This is a genomic window from Promicromonospora sukumoe (assembly GCF_014137995.1).
Classification (GTDB): domain Bacteria; phylum Actinomycetota; class Actinomycetes; order Actinomycetales; family Cellulomonadaceae; genus Promicromonospora; species Promicromonospora sukumoe.
The window spans coordinates 1,696,009-1,715,627 of record NZ_JACGWV010000001.1 but is presented as its reverse complement, the minus strand read 5'-3'; the positions used below and the strand labels follow the sequence as shown (position 1 = coordinate 1,715,627).

The following is a 19,619-nucleotide window of genomic DNA, read 5'->3' as shown; positions in this document are numbered from 1 at the left end:
TCGCCGCGCGACCGGCCAGGTTCAGCGCGTCGAGCTCCCCGGCACCAGCTCGGTCGGCAGCGTCACCTTGGTGACCTGCCCGGCGTCGCGGAGCTGGTCCAGGACGAGCCGCACGGCCTCGGTGCCCATGTGCGTCTCGTCCTGGCGGATGTGCGTGAACCGGTAGCGCGCCTGGTCGTAGAACGCGTCCGGGTGGTCGAAGCAGACGATGCCGAGGTCGCCGGGCACGTCCCGCCCGGCCCGGTGCGCCGCCTCGCGCAGCAGGACGGCGATGTTGTACTCCGTGGCGACCAGCCCGGTCAGGCCCGGGTTGGCAGTCAGGAACTTCTCCAGCTCGGCGATGTCGTCCTCGGGCGCGACGCCGCTGCCCGGCACCGTGGAGCGCACCCGTCGGAACTGGTGCGCGGGGTCGAACGGCACGTGCCGGGTCGCGTGGGCGGCGACGACGCCGTCGAGCCGGTCCTGCACCGTGGAGACCGTGCTCGCCGCCGAGACCAGGCCGACGTGGTCGTAGCCGGCGTCGAACAGCGCGTCCGCGGCCTGGCGGCCCGCCGAGACGTTGTCGGAGCAGACCGACGACACGGGGACGCCGTCGAACACGCGGTCCAGGATGGCCACGGGGAACGCCCGGGTGATGAGCTCCAGCACGGACGGCGGCACGTACTGCGAGGAGCTGGGCTCCAGGACCAGCCCCTGGACGCCGTCGGCGACGAGCGAGCGCACGAGGTCGCCCTCCGCCTCGCCGTCGCCCAGGCTGCGCTTGATGACCAGGTTGGCGACGGTGCCCGACGCGTCGAGCAGGCCCGCCAGCACGCGCGTGCCGAAGGTGTCGTCGAAGTCGGTCAGCACGCAGCCGATCAGGGGGCTGGGCCCGGGGCCCGCGCCGACGGCGTTCGTGGCGGTCTCGCTGACCACCACGGTGCCGAGCCGCGGACGGCGCGTGATGTAGCCGTCGTCGCGCAGCAGGTCCATGGCGCGCTTGAGCGTGATCGCGCTGACCCCGAGCTGTTTGGTCAGCTCGGCCTCGGCCGGCATCCGGTCGCCGACACGGTACGAGCCCGCGTGGATGGACGCGCGGAGCTTCTCGTACACCTCGAGGTAGAGCGGCTGGCTCACTGATGCCCCTTCACCGAATGGATATGACCGATGAATCTACCGTGGTCGGAGGGCCTCGCCCGCCTCCACCGCGGCCCGCAGCTCCAGCGCCATGATGGCGCTGACCTGCGTGGAGTAGTAGACGGGCGGCTGCGCGGGCGCGCGCCAGTCGTCGCCCGCGAGCAGCGAGCCGTCGCGCTGTCCCGTCGCCCACAGCGCGTCGGTGCTCGTGCGCACGAAGTCCACGAGCGGGGCGGCGTCGGGCGAGCCCGGGCCGAGCCGGTCCAGGAGCGTGCCGAGGTAGCGGTAGAGCACCCCCTTGAAGAGGCCCTCGTCCCCTCCCCCGCCCTCGCGGCCGACGACGCCGTCCGGCGCGAGCTCGGCGATAGCCGTCGTCGCGGTGCGCACGGCCTGGGCGACGAGCTCCGGCCGGTGCAGGACGGCGTCGAGCGCGACGGCGGCCCCCACGTACAGGCCCTGGTTGTAAGTGAACCGCCACTGGGTGTCGATCCGGCCGTCGCCCTCGCGGTTGATGCCGTCCTCGACGAACCCGTCCGGCCCCACCAGGGTGCTCGTGATCCAGTCGAAGGCGACGGTGCCGTGGTCCAGGTACCTGGGGTCGGGGTCCTGCGCGTGCAGCCGCGCGGACAGGATCGCGAACGGCCCGTTGGCCGGCGTGTTCTTGTAGTACGGCTGCTGCTTGCGCCAGGCGACGCTCGGCCCGTGCGTGTCGTTCCACCCGTGCTCGACGACGTGCGCCCAGATGGCGCGGGCGTCGTCCAGCGGCTCCTCGCGCCCGGTGAGCCGCGCCAGCCGCTCCAGGGCCAGCGCGTACCAGAGCATGTCGTCGAAGTAGTCGTTGAACAGCGAGCCCTCGTTGCGGGAGCGCAGGTTGGCGCTGGTCGCCTCGGCCGCCGCCAGCCACTCCGGGTCCCCCGTGCGCTCGAACGCGTCCAGCCGCGCGTCGATCACGTGCGCCAGCCACCAGTAGTTGAACGTCGAGTTGTCGCCGGCCGGGTAGGTGTTGTCCAGGAGCTGGGGCTCCGGGGCGCCGAAGAAGTGGTCCAGGCCGCGCTGGGCCAGGTCGGCCCGGGCGGACCAGGGGTTCTCGGTCCGGGCGTTCGAGTCGTTCACAGGTCTCCTAGGGTCGCTGCGCGCGAGTCGCGCGCCGGGGTGGCGCGTGCCGCCCGTCTCGTCGAGACGGGCGGCACGCGGCGGTGTCACTGCGCGTTGTCGGCCAGGATGCGGTCGCCCAGCTCCTGCGCCTCCTTGAGCGCCGTGGCGGCGTCGGTCTCGCCGCCCAGGAACTTCTCCAGGGCGGGGATGAGGGCCTTGCCCTCGACGTCGGACGCGCCGGGGATGTTCGAGCGGACCTGGGCGTACTCCATGGTCTCGATGAACGCCTGGTAGCGGTCGTCGTCGGTGAAGTACGGGTCGTTGGCGGCCTCGACGTTCGCGGGGATCCAGCCGGAGATCTTGGCGAAGTCCACGCCGTTGGCGGGCTGGGTGGTCCACCACTTCATGAACTCCCAGGCGCCGTCCGGGTTCTGCGCGCCGCTCGGGATGACCAGGCCGAACCCGCCCATCCCGGCGCCCTGGCCGCCGTCGGGGCCGACGGGCGGCTGCACGATGCCGTAGTCCACCTCGGCCTCGTCCAGCGCGGTCAGGGCCCACGGGCCGTCGTACTTGATGGCCGTGGAGCCCTCCGCGAAGGAGTCGACGCCCTCGCCGAAGCCGGGCTCGTACACGCCGGCGTCGAACAGCCCCTGCCAGAACTCCAGGACCTCCAGCCCCTCCGGGCTGTTGAACGCCGTGCCGGCGCCGTCGTCGGAGAACATCTGGCCGCCCGCCTGGCGCAGCCAGATGTTGAACAGGCCCGGGTCGTCCAGGGCGAAGCCGGCGACGGACAGCTTGCCGCCGTCCTGCTCGGTGACGGCCTCGGCGGCCTCCTTCAGGGAGTCCCAGTCGGTGGGCGGCTCGACGCCGGCGTCCGCGAGGAGCTCGGTGTTGTAGAAGAGCGACCGGTTGTCCACGAGCAGGGGCAGCCCGTAGGTCTCCCCCTCGACGACGAGCTCGCCCATGGCCTGCTCGTAGAACTGGGCGGTGTCCACGCCGTCGGCCGCGATGTACTCGTCGAGCGGCGCGAGCGCGTTCTTCGGCACGTACAGGGGCGTGTTGTACCGGTCCCAGAGGACGACGTCGGGCACGCTGCCCGAGGCGAGCGCCGTGAGCAGCTTCTCCTCCACGAGCTCCTGGCCCACGTACGTGACCTCGTACTCGTCCTGCGACTCGTTGAAGGCGTCGGCCTGGGCCTGGAGCTGCTTGGCCTGGGCGCCCGACCAGGAGCCCCAGAAGGTGACCTCCTCGGGACCGCCGCCCGAGCCGCCGTCGGACGCGCCGCCGCAGGCGCTCAGCGCCCCGACCATGACTGCCACCGCCGCGAGGGCCCCGGTGATACGTGCTGCTGACCTCATGACTCTGCTCCTTTGCAGGGTGTCATCACTTCGTACCCGAGTGGGCGAAGTTCTCGATGATGTAGCGCTGGGCCACGACGAAGACCAGCAGGACCGGCAGGCTCGCCAGGATCGTGCCGGCCAGCAGGGGCCCGTACTCGGTCTGGTACTCGTTGACGTACCCGGCCAGGCCCACCTGGACGGTGAGCATCTCCGGGTCGTTGAGCGCGATCAGGGGCCAGAGGAAGCTGTTCCAGCCGGCCTGGAAGGTGAGCACGCCCAGCACCGCGAGGCCCGCACGGGCCAGCGGCAGGTAGATGTTCCAGAAGATGCGGAACTCGCTCGCGCCGTCGATGCGCGCGGCGTCGCCGAGCTCGTCGGGCAGCGCCTGGAAGAACTGGCGCATGAAGAACACGGCGAACGGCCCGGCGGCGAACGGGATGAGCACGGCGCCGTAGCTGTTGATGAAGCCGGCCCCGCCCTCGCCGAACAGGTCGTTCCCACCCACGAGCGGGAACCGCCGCAGCACCAGGAAGGTGGGCACCATCGTGATGATGCCGGGCACCATCATGGAGCCGAGGAACAGCGAGAAGACGACGCCGCGGCCGCGGAAGTGCAGCTTGGCCAGGGCGTACCCGGCCAGGCCGCCGAAGAACAGGTTGGTGACCACGCCGCCGAGCGCGATGACCGCCGAGTTGGCCAGGTACCGGCCGAACGGGCCGTCGGTGAACAGCGCGACGTAGTTCGCGACGGTCGGGTTCTCGGGCACGAGCTGGAGGTAGGACGAGAGGATCTCGCCCTCGGGCTTGAGCGACGTCGACAGGGTCCAGACCAGCGGCATCACCGTGGTGACGGAGATCAGGACGACGGCGAGCGCCCAGACGACCTTGCCGGTCACCGCACGCGGGGTCAGCGGCCGGGTCGTGGTGAGCTGCTGCGGGGCGGACGCCGGGGCGGGGGTGCCGGCCGGGGCGGTCGCGAGCGCGCTCATCGGCCGGTCTCCCGTCCGGTGGCCCGGGCGTTGGCGACCGAGAAGACGAGGATGACCAGGAACAGCACGAACGACAGCGCCGAGGCGTAGCCCATCTCGAGCCGCCCGAAGCCGCGGTCGTAGATGTAGTAGACGAGCGTGAGCGTCGAGTTGCCGGGGCCGCCCTTGGTCAGCACGTACGCCTGGTCGAACACCTGGAACGCGGCGATCAGCAGCAGCGTCAGGATGAGGAACGTCGCTCGCGAGATCGCCGGCCGGGTCACGTGCCAGAACACCCGGTAGGCCCCCGCGCCGTCGACGCGGGCGGCGTCGGTCAGCTCGCGGGGCACGCCCTGCAGGGCGCCGAGGTAGATGATCATGTTGGCGCCGAACCCGGCCCAGACGCTCATCATGACGATGGCGATCATCGCCCAGCGGGACTCGTACAGCCACGCCGGCCCGTCGATGCCGAACCAGCCGAGCACCGCGTTGAACAGGCCGTACTGCGGGTTCAGCAGCCAGAACCAGATCGCGGCGGTCGCCACGGTCGAGGAGACCACCGGGATGTAGAACAGGGTGCGGAAGACGCGGGCCACGCGCGTGCTGCGGTTCAGCAGCAGCGCGGTGCCGAGCGCGACCAGCAGCCCGGCCGGCACGTACAGCACCGTGTAGAACGCGGTGTTGCGCACCGCGACCCAGAAGATCGGGTCGCCCGCGATGCGCGCGTAGTTGTCCAGGCCCACCCACTCGAAGTCGCCGATGACGGAGTAGTCCGTCAGGCTCAGGCCGATCGCCATCACCACCGGCAGCAGCAGGAAGACGGCGAACAGCGCGACCGGCACGGCCAGGAAGATCCAGGCGGAGATGGTCTGCTGCCGCCGGGTGGCACTCACGGCGGCGCTCACTGTGCTGACCCCGAGACTGACTCGGCCGCGCTTCCGGCGGTCGAGTCAGGTGTGTGGTCCGGGGCCGGACGGCGGTAGGTGCGCAGGCCCGCGGTCTCCAGGGCCAGCTCGCAGAACATGGAGTTCGCCCAGGAGAACCACTCGCGGGTCCAGATACCGGGGTCGTCCGCGTGGAACGACTCGTGCACGGCGCCGGTCCCGTCGTCGGTCGCCAGGATCAGGTCGAGCAGCGCGCGGCGCTCGGCCGGGTCGGTGCTGGTCAGGCCCTGGATCGCCAGCGCGATGGGCCAGACGTGGCCCTCGGGCGTGTGCGGGCTGCCGATGCCGGAGGCCGCCGAGCCGCGGTAGTAGTACGGGTTGGCGGGGCTGAGCACCAGGTCGCGGGTCGCGAGGTAGAGCGGGTCGTCGGCGCGGCACCAGCCGGTCAGCGGCAGGGCGAGCAGGCTGGGCGTGTTGGCGTCGTCCGCCAGGAGCACGCCGCCGCGGCCGTCCACCTCGTACGCGTAGACCGGCACGCCGTCGGGCCCGGTCACGACGCCGTGCTCGCGGATGCCGCGCTCGATCTCAACACGCAGGGTCGTGGCCGCGGCGGCGAGGTCGTCGTCGTGCAGCACCTCGGCGGCGAGCTGCGCCAGGTGCCCGAGCGTCGTTGCCGCGAGCGCGTTGCCCGGCACGTTGTAGCCGTGGGTGCAGGCGTCGTCGCTGGGGCGGAAGCCCGCCCAGGTCATGCCCGTGAACCCCACCTCGGGCCCGCGGCCGTCGCGCACCAGGGTGTCGGTCGGCGGGCAGTCGGTGCGCTCGAAGGTGTACGACGACGCCTCCGCGTGCCGCTGCTCGGTGCGCCACAGGTCGATGACGGTGCGCCCCACCTGCCCGAGGTCGGTGAGGTGGTCGGTACGGCCGGTGACGCGCCACAGGTCGAAGGCGAGCTGCAGCGGGTAGGCCAGGGAGTCGATCTCGTACTTGCGCTCCCAGACCCAGGGCGACTGCCCCGTCTCCGGGTGTCCCGTGCGGTCGCGGTGGCCGCCGCCGGTGGGCCCGTCGTTGAAGGCGTTGGCGTACGGGTCGCGCAGGATCGAGGACTGCTGCCGCCGCGAGACGGCCGCGATCGTGTCCGCGAGCCGCTCGTCCGCGGCGGCGAGGTGCAGGAACGGCGCGAGCTGCGTCGTCGAGTCCCGCAGCCACATCGCCGGGATGTCGCCGGTGATCACGAAGGCGGTGCCGTCCGGGTGGAGGGTGATCGTCCGGGCGAGCGTGTCCGCCATGCAGCGGCCGACGGCGTCCGCGATCTCGCCGCCCAGCCGCTCGCGGACCTGCTCGACCAGGTCCACGAGGACGTCCGGGTCGTAGAGCGCGGCCGTACCGGTCTCCGGCGCCGCGCTGCCTGTCACGTAGCTCATTCGAACCCCATCGTTCGGTGCTGCCGGCCGGACCCACGCTGGCCCGGCCTGTCGTGAACAGTAGGAGCCAATTACCCCCATGTCAACGTATCGGAATAGGGGTAATAGCAGAAGACGCAGGTGACCGGCTCGCGGAATACTCGAAGGGCCGCACCCCGACGACGAGGGCGGCCGTCTCGACGAGGAGTTCCCCATGTCAGAACGCGCTACCGAGACCACCGGCCTGGCCACCGCCGACCTGTTCGTCGGCGGGCAGTACGTGCCCGCCGAGGGCGGCCGGTACACCGACTTCGTCCGAGCGCTGACCGGCGAGAGGATCGCGCGCGTCGCCGCCGCCTCCGTCGCGGACGCGAACCGCGCGGCCGACGCCGCCGCGGCAGCCCTGGAGACCTGGTCCGGGCTGCCCCCGGCCGCCCGCCGCGAGGTGCTCGCGGGTGCCGCGCGTCTGCTGGCCGAGCGGGCGGACGAGATCGCCCGGGTGATGGGCGAGGAGATGGGCGCCACCCGGCCGTGGTGCGAGTTCAACGTGCACGTCGCCACGGGGATGCTCGCCGAGGCGGCGGCGCAGGCGTACTCCGCCGTCGGCGAGATCATCCCGTCCGACGTGCCGGGGCTGACCGCCTACGGCGTCCGGCAGCCCGCGGGCGTCGTCGTCGGCATTGCGCCGTGGAACGCGCCCCTGATCCTGGGTGTCCGGGCCGTCGCGATGCCGCTGGTGCTGGGCAACACCGTGGTCCTCAAGGCCAGCGAGCAGACGCCGCGCACCCAGGCCGCGATCGTCGACGTGCTGCGCGAGGCCGGGGCGCCCGCGGGGGCGATCAACCTGATCAGCAACGCGCCGCAGGACGCGCCCGCGGTCGTCGAGGCGCTCGTGGCGCACCCGGCCGTGCGGCGCGTCAACTTCACCGGGTCGACGCGGGTGGGCCGGGTGATCGGCGAGCTCGGCGGCCGGCACCTGACCCGGGTGCTGCTGGAACTCGGCGGGAAGGCGCCGTTCGTCGTCCTGCCCGACGCCGACCTGGCCGAGGCGGCGGCCGCCGCGAGCTTCGGTGCGTTCATGAACCAGGGCCAGATCTGCATGTCCACGGAGCGCGTCGTCGTCGACCGGTCCGTCGCCGACGACCTCTCCGCGCGGCTCGCCGCCCGCGCCGCGGGCCTGGCCGTGGGCGCGCCGGACGACCCGCAGTCGCAGGTGGGGCCCATGGTGCACGCCGCGGCGCGGGACCACGTGCTCGACCTGATCGCCGACGCCCAGCAGCAGGGCGCCGAGGTGATCGCCGGCGGCACCGCCGACGGGCTGTACCTGCGACCCACGGTGGTGCGGGGCGTGCGGCCCGGCATGCGGATCTACGGCGAGGAGTCCTTCGGGCCGGTCGTCTCGATCACCGAGGCCGACGGCGCCGACGAGGCCGTGCGGATCGCCAACGACACCGAGTACGGCCTGTCGGCCGCGGTGTTCGGCGGGGACGTGACGGCCGCGCTCGACGTCGCGCGCCGCATCCGGTCCGGGATCTGCCACGTCAACGGGGCGACGGTGCACGACGAGCCGCAGATGCCGTTCGGCGGCGTGGGCGCCAGCGGGTGGGGACGGTTCGGCTCGCGGGCGGCGATCGAGGAGTTCACGGAGCTGCGCTGGATCACGGTGCAGGCGGGGTCGCGGCCGTACCCGATCTAGCGGCGTCGGACGGGCTGGGCGGGGCCCGGGCCGACGGCGTCCGGCGGGTAGCCTGCGGCGGGACGCCCCGGTCGCGGGGCGAGCGCTCGACGAAAGGCACCCCTCATGACGCGTGAGCTCCCCCTGGACGGCCGGACCGCCGTCGTCACCGGCGCCGCCCGGGGCATCGGCGAGGCGACCGCCCGGCGCCTGGCCGACGACGGCGCCGCCGTCCTGCTCGTGGACGTCTCCCCCACCGCCGAGGACCTGCGGGACGAGCTGCGCGCGGCGGGACACCGGGCGGCGTCGGCGGTCATGGACGTGGCCGACGAGGCCGCTTGGACCGACGCCGTCGCCGCCTGCCACGCGGAGCTCGGCCGGCCGCAGATCCTGGTGAACAACGCCTACGCGGGGCGCATCGCCTCGCTGGCGGACACGCCGCCGGAGAGCTGGGAGCACCAGATTCGGGTGACGCTGACGGGCGCCTACCTCGCGACGCGCGCGCTGCTGCCGGACCTGTCGGCGTCGGGCAACGGCGCCGTGGTGATGGTCTCCTCGGTGCACGCGCACTTCGGGCTGCCCGGCCGGGCCGCGTACGCCTCGGCGAAGGCGGGGATGACGGGGCTCGCGCGGCAGCTCGCCGCCGAGTACGCCCCCGCCGTCCGCGTGAACAGCGTGCTGCCCGGGCCCGTGCTCACGCCGCACTGGGACGGCGTCGGCGATGCCGAGCGCGCGAGCGCCGCGGCGGCGACGGCGCTGGGCCGGCTCGGCGAGGCGTCCGAGGTCGCCGACGCGATCGCCTACCTCTGCTCCGACCGCGCCTCGTTCATCACGGGCGTCGAGCTGAACGTCGACGGCGGGTGGAGCGTCACCAAGGAGTCGGTGTGACGGCTCCTTGGTGCGGGAATCGCCTGCGGGAATCAGCGTGAACCCCGGGCCGCCGCCGTCCTAGGGTGTGCCGATGACGACCGTTCAGCCCGTCCAGATCACCTTCGACTGTGCCAGCCCTGAGCGCGTGGGCCGGTTCTGGTGCGAGGCACTGGGGTACGTCCCGCCGGACCCGACCGAGGACGGTTTCGCCACGTGGGAGGAGTACAGCCTCTCGCTGCCCGAGGAGAAGCGGGACTCGTGGTTCGGCGCGAGCGACCCGAACGGCGTCGGCCCGCGGCTGTTCTTCCAGCGCGTGCCGGAGGGCAAGGTCGTCAAGAACCGGGTGCACCTCGACATCAAGGTCGGCCGGGGCCTGGTGGGCGAGGAACGGCTGGCGGTCCTGGAGTCGCACGCCGTCCGCCTGGAGGCGATCGGCGCGACGCGCGGCATCCTCCTGCTGGCCGACGGCGAGAACGAGTCCTGCCAGAACATGCAGGACGTCGAGGGCAACGAGTTCTGCCTGGACTGACGCCGAAGGCTCCTTGGTCGAGCTGGTCGAGCCGGTCGAGGCCGACTACCGACGCGGGGACGCAAACTGCCGACGCGGGGATGCGAACTGCCGACCACCGCTGAACCCCCCTCTCCTTTGAGACCTAAGTTTCTTCGCTTTGAGGCGGCTCAAAGCGAAGAAACTTAGGTCTCAAAGGAGACGAGCCAGCCGGCGTCGGCCTACCCCGCGACCACCGCGCCGCGGCGGGCGTTGAGGTCGTCGAGCGCCGTCCGCACCTGCTCCGGCGCGCCCGACGGGAGCCGCACCAGCTCCTCCTCCAGGGTCCGCTGGTCGGTCCACTCCTTCAGCGAGCGCAGCGCGCCGGTATGCCCGGTGTCCGCGGCCTCGACGGCGGCCAGGACGGTCGCGAACGCCTCCGGGTCGTCGGCGACTGCGCCCAGCGTGGAGCCGAGCGTGACCGGCGGCGGGACGGACCGGTCGCGCGGGTCGGGCACGGTCCACTCGTGCCGCCCGGCGCCCACCTCGAACTCGCCGGAGCCGTCCGGCAGCACCACGACCGCCGACGCATTCGGCGGCACGACGGTGTGCACCACGATCTCCCCGTCGCGCGCGACCCAGCCGGCCTCCGCCAACCCGTACGGCGTCGAGAACCGCGTCACCGCGTGGTCCAGCCCCGCGATCGGCACCGGCGCGACCCGCAGCCGGCGGTATCCCGCTGCGTCCGGGGCGAGCCCGGCCACCGTGCGGTGCAGCCAGTCCGCGACGGCCCCGAAGGCGTAGTGGTTGAACGACGTCATCTCGCCGGGGTTGATGCTCCCGTCCGGCAGCATGCTGTCCCACCGCTCCCAGACCGTGGTGGCGCCCATGGTCACGGCGTACAGCCAGGACGGCACGCCGGTCTGGAGCAGCAGCCGGCCGGCGACGTCGGCGTGCCCGGTGCCGGTGAGCGCGTCCTGGATGATCGGTGTGCCCACGAACCCGGTGCCGATGCGGTAGCCCGCGCGGCGCACGAGCCAGGCGAGCCGGTCGCCCATCACCGCGCGCGTCGCGTCGTCGACGAGGTCGAACGTGATGGCCAGCGCGTACGCGGTCTGCGCGTCCGAGACGATCCGGCCCGACGGCGTCGTGTACTCGGCCGCCCAGGCCAGTCGCGCCCGCTCGGCGAGGTCGCCGTACCGCTCGACGCCCGCCGCGTCGCCCACCTCGCGGGCCGCCCGCGTGACGAGCTGCAAGGACCGCACCAGGTAGGCGCTGGCCACGATGTCGGGGTCGGTCTTGGCGCCGGCCGGGTCGTCCGGCGGCGCGTCCGGGTCGAGCCAGTCCCCGAACTGGAACATGCCCTCCCAGAGCAGCCGCTCCCCGGACAGGTCCAGCAGCACGTCGGCCCAGGCCCGCATGCTCGGGTACTGCTCCGCGAGCGCCCGCCGGTCGGCGAACCGTTCGAGCAGGGTCGTGGGCACGACGGCGGCGGCGTCGCCCCAGGCCGCGGCGGGTTTGGACCCGAACGGCAGCACGAACGGCACCACGATCGGGCAGACGCCGCCGCGTGCGGCTTGCTCGGCGGCGACGTCGCGCAGCCAGGAGGCGAGGAAGGCGTTGCTGTCGAAGAGGTAGCTCGCGGTGGGCCCGAAGACCTGGATGTCGCCGGTCCAGCCGAGGCGTTCGTCGCGCTGGGGGCAGTCGGTGGGCAGCGAGACGAAGTTGCCGCGCATACCCTGCACGACGTTCTCGTGCAGTCGGTTCACGCGCTCGTCCGAGCTCTCGAACCATCCGGTGCGGCGCATGTCGCTGCTGATGACGACGGCGGTCACGGCCGCGCGGGCCGCCTCCAGGTCGAGCTCCCCGGGCCAGCCGTCGACCTCGGCGTACCGGAACCCGTGGAACGTGAACTCGGGCTCGAAGGTGTCGTCACCCCCGGAGAGCACCAGGTGGTCCGTGGCCGCCGCGTGCCGCAGGGGCCGCACGCCGAGCTCCCCGTGCTCCAGCACCTCGGCGTGCCGCAGCGTGATCACCTGCCCGCGCTCCCCCGTCACCCGCACCCGGAGGCGGCCCACGAGGTTCTGCCCGAAGTCGAGCACCGTGCGCCCCGACGGCGTGGTGATCACCTCGCGGACCGAGAGCTCCCCGACCCGCCGCACGGGTTCGGCGATGGCAGGCTCGGGGACGACGTCGGACGCGTCCACGCGCACCGGCGCCCACGCGGCGTCGTCGAACCCGGGCAGGCTCCAGCCGGAGACGGCGCGGCCGGCGTCGACCCGCTCGCCCGCGTAGATGCCGCTGGCCACGACGACGCCAGCAACCGCGCCCCGCCAGTCCGGCCCGGTTGTCAGTACGCGGATGGTGCCGTCGGCGAGCTCGACGTGCAGGTGCACGGCCGCGGCCGGCTGCTCGCCGTAGAAGGTCTGGGCGGCGCCGTGGAAGCCGTACTTCTCGGTCCACCACCCGCCCGCCAGGCGGACGCCGACGGCGTTGGCGCCGGTCCGCAGCAGCGCGGTGACGTCGGTGGCCTCGTGCACCAGCCGGTGCTGGTAGGCGGTCCAGCCGGGCTTGAGCACGGCGTCGTCGACGTCCTGCCCGTTGATCTCGACCTGGTAGACGCCGTGCGCGGACGCGTAGAGCGTGGCGCGGGCGACGTCGCCGGGCAGGTCGAGCTCGGTCCGCAGCAGCCCGGGCGTGGCGTCGTCGTCGGGCCCCGGGCCGGCCAGGCCCACGAACCGGCCCGCCCACTCGCCGTCGGCCAGGAAGACGCTGCGCACGGTGACGGGGTCGCTCCAGGGCGAGGTGCCGCCGTCGGTGCCGGTGACGCGCACCTCCAGCGTGTGCCGGGCGTGCGGCGTCAGTGGGTCGAACGGCCAGGGCACGAACCGCGACTCGTCGGTGTCCAGGCGGAGCGCCTCCCCGCCGTCGAGCCGTACCTCCGCTCCGGCCTGCCACCAGCCGGGCACGTCGGACTCGACGGTCCAGCTCAGGCGCGGGGTGGGCGTGTCGGCGAACGCGCCGTCGGTGCGCCGCTCCACGCGCACCTCACGGACGCGGGTGCCGGCGGTGGTCGGGGTGTCGTCGTTCATCGGTGGCCCCTTTCAGCCCTTGACCGCGCCGGACGTCATGCCGGCCACGATCTGGCGGTTGAAGAAGATGTACATGACCAGCGGCGGCACCGTGATCAGCAGGATGTCCATGAACAGCAGGTTGAACTGGCTGACCATCTGGCTCTGGAAGTTGTAGAGGGTGAGCTGCACGGTCGCGTTCTCGTCGCCGGGCAGGAAGTACAGCGGGTTGGTGAAGTCGTTGAACACGTTGACCGCCTGGACCACGACGATCGTGATGATCACGGGCCGCAGCAGCGGCAGGATGACGGCGAAGAACAGCCGCAGCGGCCCGGCGCCGTCGATGATCGCCGCCTCGTCGAGCTCGCGCGGGATGGTCGCCACGAACGCGCGGAACAGCAGCACGCAGAACGAGAGCCCGAACGTCGCCTCGATGAGGATCAGGCCGGGCATGGTCTTGAACAGCCCGGTCTGCTGCAGCACCCAGATGGTCGGCACGACGGCGGGCGGCACGATGAGCCCCGCGAGCACGAAGAAGTTCACGACCGGGTTGAGCCGCGACTTCCGGCGCTGGAGCAGGTACCCGACCATCGCCGCGAGCACCACCATGACCGCCACGCTCACCACGGTGAGCACTGTGGAGTTGAGGAACGCCCGCACGACGATGCCGTCGCGGGTGGTCAGCACCTCGGTCAGGTTCTCGGTGAAGGCCCACTGCGTGGGCCACGTGAACTCCAGGCGCGACGCCGACGACGCGTCCTTGGACGCCGTCAGGAAGATGAACGCGAACGGCACGAGGAAGACCACGACCGACACCGCGATGGCCACGATGCCCGTGGCCCGGGACCCGGCGCGTCTCATCGGTCCACCTCCTTGCGGTTGAGCAGCAGGGAGACCGGCACCATGATCGCCGTGACCACGAGGAACAGGATCACGTTGCCCGCCGTCGACAGCCCGTAGAAGCCGGCCTGGTACTGCTTGTAGATGACGGACCCGATCACGTCGCTGGTGAACCCGGGGCCGCCGCCCGTGGTCGCCCAGATGAGGTCGAACGACCGCAGGCCGCCGATCAGGGACAGGATGATCACGGTGGCCGTCGCGGGCTGGACCAGCGGCAGCGTGATGGAGCGGAACTGACGCCAGGCGCCCGCGCCGTCGACCCGCGCGGCCTCGTAGTACTCCTGCGGGATCGCGACGATGCCCGCGATGTAGATGAGCGTCGCGATGCCGAGCCCCTTCCAGACGTCGACGGCCGCGATGGTCAGCAGCGCCTGGTTCGGATCGGTGAACCACCCCGGTCCCTCGATGCCGAACGTGGCGAGCATCGTGTTGACCACGCCGTCGAACGGGTCGAGCAGGGCCTTGAACGTGATGCCCACGCCGATGGTGGAGACCAGCACCGGGAAGAACACCACGGAGCGCAGGTAGCCGCGGCCCACGAGCTGCGAGGTGAGCAGCACCGCGAGCGCCAGCCCGAGCACGACCTTGGCGCCCGAGGTCACGAAGCCGTAGATCAGCGTGTTCAGGAACCCGCGCGAGAGCTGCGGCTCGGCGAAGAACTGCACGAAGTTGTCCAGGCCGATGAACTCGGTGTCGAACAGGGTCCAGCGGGTCAGGCTGAACCAGAACGACGCGAACGTGGGCACCGCGAAGAAGATCAGGTAGAGCACGCCGGCCGGCAGGTAGAACCAGGTCGGGTAGATGCTGCGCTGGGTGGCCGAGGTGGAGCCTGAGCCCGCCGTCCGACGACGCTTGGCGGACCCCACCTCGGTCATGGTCGCGACCATCGGCGACCTACCAGCCCTCGAGGCCGAGCTGGCGGGCCTGGTTCTCGACGTCCTGGTCGTAGAACTCGGCGGCCTCCTCGGCGGTCTTGATGCCGGAGCCCACCTCGACGGTGACCTTCTCCAGGTTGGGGCCCTTGACCGGGGAGCTGAACTCCAGGGCGTTGGCGGCCTTCCCGGCGTCGAAGTAGGCCTGGATGTCGGCCAGGAGCGCCGGCGCGGTGTCGAGCGCCTCGCACGTGCCCGCGTACGGCCCGGCGGGCGGCAGCAGCTCGTTCTGGATCTCGCAGCCGGCCTCGCTGTTCGCGAAGGCGACGAGCTCCTTGGCGGCCTCCAGCTCGGCGCCCTCGGTGGACCTCGGCACGTAGAGAGCGTTGGGCTGCCAGATCGTGGCCTGCGTGTTGGCGGCGTCCTCGGCCGGGAGGGCGAAGAAGCCGATGTCGTCCACGGCGTCGGGCGTGTTCTGCAGGATCGTCTGGATGACGCTGGAGAGCATCGGGTAGTGCGCGCCCTCGCCCTCGGCGACCATGCGGGCGCCGTCCTGGAAGGCCGCGGACGGGAAGTCCTCGTTGAAGTACCCGGCCTCGGCCACCTCCTGCTGGTGCTGGAAGCCCAGGAGCGCGGGCTCGTCGGCGTAGGAGCGCTGGTGGGCCGTGTACTGGTCGGCCCACTCGGGGTCGACGGCGAGCACGTTGGCGAAGTCGCCCAGCACGAAGAGCTGGCTGGTCCACGTCTCGCCGTAGGTCTGGATCACGGGGGCGACGCCGTCACCCTCGGCGGCGATCGTCGCGTTGTTCGCCATGAACTCGTCCCAGGTCTCGGGGACCTCCAGCCCGAGCTCCTCGTAGAGCGGCTTGTTGTAGACGACGCCGCCCGCGAACGAGGCGCCGAGCGGCGCGCCGTACAGCCCGTTGTCGGTGCTGACGACGGGGGTGAACTCCTCGGTCAGCGAGCTGACCCACTCCTGGTCGCTCAGGTCCACCAGGGTGGAGTCGGGGTTGAGGGCCTGGAGCAGGGAGCCCGAGTTGTAGTAGAAGACGTCGGCCATCTCGCCGGTGGACAGCCGGGTCTTGACGAGGTTGTCGCCCTCGGTGCCGCCGGGGCGGATCTCGACGTCGACCGAGACGTCGGGGTGCTCCTCCTCGAAGGCCGCGGCCAGGGCCTCGGCGGTCTCGGGGTTGGGGGCGTCGTTCGAGGTCAGGAACGTGATCTCGGTGGTGCCGTCGCCGGAGCCGGACGCGGCGCAGCCGGTCAGGGCGCCGGTCGCGGCGAGGGCGGCTGCGGCCGTTGCGGCGGCGAACCTGCGGGTGGGGAACGTACGGGACATCTCTCTACCTCCTTGTAGAGACGGATGGGACGGCGGAGTGTAGAGCGATCTACACTCGCACCGATGAATCCTTTCAGTGGGAGCACGCTAGCGGGGTGCCATTTCTGGTGTCAACCGATCTACACGGGCAGGATGGCCTCACGATGAGCACCCAACCGACCCGCCGCCCGCGGCCCTCTACCATCCAGGACGTCGCCCGCGAGGCCGGCGTCTCCCGGGCCGCGGTGTCCAAGGTGATCCGCAACGCCTACGGCGTCAGCCCGCACATGCGCACGCAGGTCGAGGCCGCGATCGAGCGCCTGGAGTACCGGCCGCGCGTCGCGGCGCGGGCGATGCGCGGGGCGAGCTTCACGCTCGGCTTCGAGATCCCGCAGGTGGGCAACGACTTCCTGACGATGATCGTCGACGGCGCCACGGAGGCGCTCGCGGAGACCCCGTACCAGATGATCATCGCGCCGCTCGGCCGGGACCAGAAGGGCGACGTGGCGATCAACAGCCTCGCCGACCGCCAGGTCGACGGCATCGTCGCGATCTCGCCGCGCGTCGACCCCGCCTGGCTCGAACGGGTCGCCGAGCGCACGCCGCTGGTGATGATCGGGCGGCACGACCGCTCCGACCGCTACGACACGATCACCGGCGACGACCGCTCCGGCGCCGAGCAGGTCATGTCGCACCTGCTCGACCTGGGCCACACCCGGATCACGCACCTGACCATCCACCCGTCGCGACCCGAGCCGCCGTGGGCCGGCCAGGCCGGGGCCGAGCCCCACGTGGTGCGGACCGCCGTCTACCGCGAGCGCATGGCGGCGGCCGGGCTGGAGCCGCAGGTGGTGCACACGATGTTCGACGGCTCCGAGGCGCACGCCGCGACGCTCGGCCTGCTGGCCTCCCCCGACCGCCCGACGGCGATCTTCGCGGGCAACGACACCCTGGCGATCGGGGTGCTGAGCGCGGTCGCGGAGGCAGGCCTCGACGCAGGCGACGTGTCCGTCGTCGGGTACGACGACGTGCCGATCGCACGGCACCCGCTCGTGTCGTTGAGCAGCGTCGACCAGAGCGGCATCACGCTGGGCCGGGAGGCGGTGCGGCTGCTGCTGGAACGGCTGGAGGGCCGGACCGAGTCGGTGCTCTACGAGGCAGAGGCGGTGCTGCGGGTCCGGCGGTCGAGCGGGGCGGCGCCGGGGCGTGAGGGTTAGTGGCCGGCGGGTGGCCGGTGGGCATGGCCGGCGGCCGGTGGAGCATGGTCGGTAACCGGTGGCCCGTGGAGCATGGCCGGTGGCCGGTGGCCGGTGAGATCGGCAGTCCGCATCGAGATCGGTAGCCAGCGTCGTCGCCCTCTCCTTTGAGACCTAAGTTTCTTCGCTTTGGGGCGGCTCAAAGCGAAGAAACTTAGGTCTCAAAGGAGAGGTCCCAGCAGGCATCCGCCTCCGGCCGACGGCGGACGGCGGACGGCGGACAACCGACGTCGGGCGGCGGACAACCGACGTCGGACGGCGGACGGCGGCAGACCCGGCCCCCAGGGGCACACCTCGGAATGCGCGTGGCCGCAGAGAAGTTGGTCATTTCGTGAGCCTTCTGACCGACACCGGCGCGGCGCCCGACGACGCGGCACGCACCACCGCCACCCGCACCACCACGCCCGCCAGCGCCACGACCACCACCGCACCCAGCGCCGACCAGCAGCCGTCGGCCGCCTCCGCGAAGACCGCCTTCCCGGCGCCCGGCTCCCCGGCCACCGCCGCCCCGGAACCCGACTACTCCGTGCTGGACAACGCCGCGTGGTCGTCGCTCAGCGGTGAGCACGCGCATCTCGCCGAGGGCGGCGACCTGGTACGCCGGTACCCCGGGGACGTCTCACCGTTCGCCGCCGTCCGCACCTGGGACGACCCGCGCGTCTGGGCCGCGATCATCGACCTCGTCGGGTACGACGCCGACTTCCCCGCCCCGCCCGAGTCCGTCGCGCTCCCGGCGGGCTGGGTGCGCGGCGACCTGTTCGCCGGCGTGCAGCTCGTCGAGACCGCGCGCCTGGTGGGCCGCCCCGACGAGGAGGCCGTGGTGCTGGGCGAGGCGGACGTCCCGGAGATGCTGGACCTCGTCGCCCGCGCGAAGCCCGGCCCGTTCCTGCCCCGCACCCACGAGATGGGCCGGTATGTCGGCATCCGGCGCGACGGCGTGCTCGCGGCCATGGCCGGCGAGCGCCTGCGGCCCGCCGGCTGGACCGAGATCAGCGCCGTCGCCACCGACGAGCGGTTCCGCGGCCAGGGACTGGCCTCGCGCCTGGTGCTCGACGTCGTGCACCACGTCCGCGAGCGCGGCGCCCGGGCCATGATGCATGCCGCGGCGAACAACACGAACGCGATCCGGCTCTACGAGAGCCTCGGGTTCGTGGTGCGACGCCGCAACGAGTTCGGCATGGTGCACACGCCCGCGCGTCCGTGACGCTGCGGGAGCCCGGCCAGAGTCCGGCACCGGTTCCAGCGCGGTAACGCGACCCGGTGCGGGCGCCTGACCCGGAACCCATCCCCGCAGACGCGAGACGGCCCCCGGCGCACCATGCACCGGGGGCCGCCTCCGCGAGCCCAGCAGATGAACCGAGCAGCTCAGTGCGCCGCCGACTCCTCCGTCGCCTTCTTCCGGGACGGCAGCAGGTGCAGCACGGCCACCACGACCGCGCCGACCACCAGGCCGACGACCGCGGAGCAGAACGTGTTGAACAGCCACCCGAGGGTGCCGCCGAGCGCGCCGGCGCCGTCGTGGATGACGACCTCCAGGTGGTGCACCCACTCGTAGGGCCCAGGGATCCAGCCGGTGCCGTCGGCGCCGAGGTTGACGAGCAGGATGTGCCCGCCCACCCAGAGCATCGCGACGGTGCCGACCACGGAGATGACGGCGAGCACGCGCGGCATCGCCTTGACGAGCCCGCGGCCCAGCGACTTGGAGAAGCCGGAGTCGCGTTCGGCGAGCCGCAGCCCGACGTCGTCCATCTTCACGATGGCCGCGACGATGCCGTAGACGATGATCGTGATGACGAAGGCCACCACGACGAGGATCGTCAGCCGGGACCAGAACGACTCGTCGGCGACCTCGTCGAGCGCGATCACCATGATCTCGGCCGACAGGATCAGGTCGGTGCGGACCGCGCCCGCGACCAGCTTCTTCTCCGCCTCGGGGCTCACCTCCGTGGCGAGCACCGTCTCCTCGGAGTGGCCGGAGATCTTGTGCCAGATCTTCTCGGCGCCCTCGTAGGCGAGGTACGTGCCGCCGATCATCAGCACGATCGGCAGCAGCCACGGCAGGAACTGGCTGAGCAGCAGCGCGGCCGGGAGGATGAAGACCAGCTTGTTGCGGATCGACCCGATCGCGATCTTCTTCACGATCGGCAGCTCGCGCTGCGCCGCGATGCTGCGCAGGTACTGCGGTGTCACGGCGGTGTCGTCCACGACGACACCTGCCGCCTTGGCGGTCGCACGGCCCGTGGCTGCGCCGACGTCGTCGATGGACGCCGCCGCGAGCTTTGCCAGCGCGGCGATGTCGTCCAGCAGTCCCATCAGGCCACCCACGGCGCACCCCGCTCCGGTCGATGTGTCGTCATGTCCCGAAGCC

Annotated in this window: 16 protein-coding genes; 5 read left to right on the top strand and 11 right to left on the bottom strand. The window is 72.1% G+C overall.

The window, feature by feature from the left end; translation table 11 throughout:
- Positions 1-21: 21 nt before the first annotated feature.
- The 6 genes from FHX71_RS07545 to FHX71_RS07520 all read right to left on the bottom strand — a co-directional run bounded on the left by FHX71_RS07545 (position 22) and on the right by FHX71_RS07520 (position 6,823).
- Positions 22-1,116, bottom strand: a complete 1,095-nt coding sequence (locus tag FHX71_RS07545; RefSeq protein ID WP_182615115.1) for a GntR family transcriptional regulator — start codon at positions 1,114-1,116, stop codon at positions 22-24.
- Between the two features lie 36 nt (positions 1,117-1,152).
- Entirely contained in the window at positions 1,153-2,229 is a 1,077-nt protein-coding gene (locus FHX71_RS07540) for a glycoside hydrolase family 76 protein (RefSeq protein WP_182615114.1), read from the bottom strand.
- An 86-nt stretch (positions 2,230-2,315) separates the two neighbouring features.
- Positions 2,316-3,569, bottom strand: a complete 1,254-nt coding sequence (locus FHX71_RS07535; protein ID WP_246402349.1) for an ABC transporter substrate-binding protein — start codon at positions 3,567-3,569, stop codon at positions 2,316-2,318.
- Between the two features lie 25 nt (positions 3,570-3,594).
- Entirely contained in the window at positions 3,595-4,539 is a 945-nt protein-coding gene (locus FHX71_RS07530; RefSeq protein WP_220489552.1) for a carbohydrate ABC transporter permease, read from the bottom strand.
- Positions 4,536-5,411, bottom strand: a complete 876-nt coding sequence (locus FHX71_RS07525; protein WP_312876957.1) for a carbohydrate ABC transporter permease — start codon at positions 5,409-5,411, stop codon at positions 4,536-4,538. Before FHX71_RS07525 ends, FHX71_RS07530 begins: the two co-directional genes overlap by 4 nt.
- 8 nt (positions 5,412-5,419) lie before the next feature.
- Positions 5,420-6,823 carry a glycoside hydrolase family 125 protein gene (locus tag FHX71_RS07520; RefSeq protein WP_182615112.1) on the bottom strand — a complete coding sequence of 468 codons (1,404 nt, stop codon included), beginning with the start codon at positions 6,821-6,823 and terminating at the stop codon, positions 5,420-5,422.
- A 193-nt stretch (positions 6,824-7,016) separates the two neighbouring features.
- On the opposite strand from FHX71_RS07520, the gene FHX71_RS07515 reads away from it, so the two are divergent.
- The 3 genes from FHX71_RS07515 (at position 7,017) to FHX71_RS07505 (ending at position 9,876) form a co-directional block, all read left to right on the top strand.
- Positions 7,017-8,498: an aldehyde dehydrogenase family protein gene (locus FHX71_RS07515; protein ID WP_182615111.1), complete on the top strand. Its 1,482-nt coding sequence runs from the start codon at positions 7,017-7,019 to the stop codon at positions 8,496-8,498.
- A 105-nt stretch (positions 8,499-8,603) separates the two neighbouring features.
- On the top strand, positions 8,604-9,365 hold the full coding sequence (locus FHX71_RS07510) for an SDR family NAD(P)-dependent oxidoreductase (protein WP_182615110.1): 762 nt from the start codon (positions 8,604-8,606) through the stop codon (positions 9,363-9,365).
- A 73-nt stretch (positions 9,366-9,438) separates the two neighbouring features.
- Positions 9,439-9,876 carry a VOC family protein gene (locus tag FHX71_RS07505; protein ID WP_182615109.1) on the top strand — a complete coding sequence of 146 codons (438 nt, stop codon included), beginning with the start codon at positions 9,439-9,441 and terminating at the stop codon, positions 9,874-9,876.
- Between the two features lie 200 nt (positions 9,877-10,076).
- Here the strand turns inward: FHX71_RS07505 and FHX71_RS07500 are convergent, their stop codons facing one another.
- The 4 genes from FHX71_RS07500 to FHX71_RS07485 are packed head-to-tail and all read right to left on the bottom strand — an operon-like array spanning position 10,077 to position 16,016.
- On the bottom strand, positions 10,077-12,926 hold the full coding sequence (locus FHX71_RS07500; protein ID WP_182615108.1) for an alpha-L-rhamnosidase: 2,850 nt from the start codon (positions 12,924-12,926) through the stop codon (positions 10,077-10,079).
- A 12-nt stretch (positions 12,927-12,938) separates the two neighbouring features.
- Complete coding sequence (locus tag FHX71_RS07495; protein WP_182615107.1) at positions 12,939-13,766, bottom strand: carbohydrate ABC transporter permease; 828 nt, start codon at positions 13,764-13,766, stop codon at positions 12,939-12,941.
- Complete coding sequence (locus FHX71_RS07490; RefSeq protein ID WP_246402346.1) at positions 13,763-14,680, bottom strand: carbohydrate ABC transporter permease; 918 nt, start codon at positions 14,678-14,680, stop codon at positions 13,763-13,765. Before FHX71_RS07490 ends, FHX71_RS07495 begins: the two co-directional genes overlap by 4 nt.
- Positions 14,681-14,699: 19 nt before the next feature.
- Entirely contained in the window at positions 14,700-16,016 is a 1,317-nt protein-coding gene (locus FHX71_RS07485; protein ID WP_182615105.1) for an extracellular solute-binding protein, read from the bottom strand.
- A 143-nt stretch (positions 16,017-16,159) separates the two neighbouring features.
- On the opposite strand from FHX71_RS07485, the gene FHX71_RS07480 reads away from it, so the two are divergent.
- Both FHX71_RS07480 and FHX71_RS07475 read left to right on the top strand, forming a co-directional pair.
- The gene (locus FHX71_RS07480) at positions 16,160-17,212 is read left to right on the top strand and encodes a LacI family DNA-binding transcriptional regulator (RefSeq protein WP_182615104.1); all 1,053 of its coding nucleotides are present in this window, start codon (positions 16,160-16,162) and stop codon (positions 17,210-17,212) included.
- Positions 17,213-17,777: 565 nt separating this feature from the next.
- Positions 17,778-18,455: a GNAT family N-acetyltransferase gene (locus FHX71_RS07475; protein WP_182618544.1), complete on the top strand. Its 678-nt coding sequence runs from the start codon at positions 17,778-17,780 to the stop codon at positions 18,453-18,455.
- A 161-nt stretch (positions 18,456-18,616) separates the two neighbouring features.
- On the opposite strand, the gene FHX71_RS07470 is transcribed toward FHX71_RS07475, so the two are convergent.
- Positions 18,617-19,564, bottom strand: a complete 948-nt coding sequence (locus FHX71_RS07470; RefSeq protein WP_182615103.1) for a DUF808 domain-containing protein — start codon at positions 19,562-19,564, stop codon at positions 18,617-18,619.
- Between the last annotated feature and the right edge of the window lie 55 nt (positions 19,565-19,619).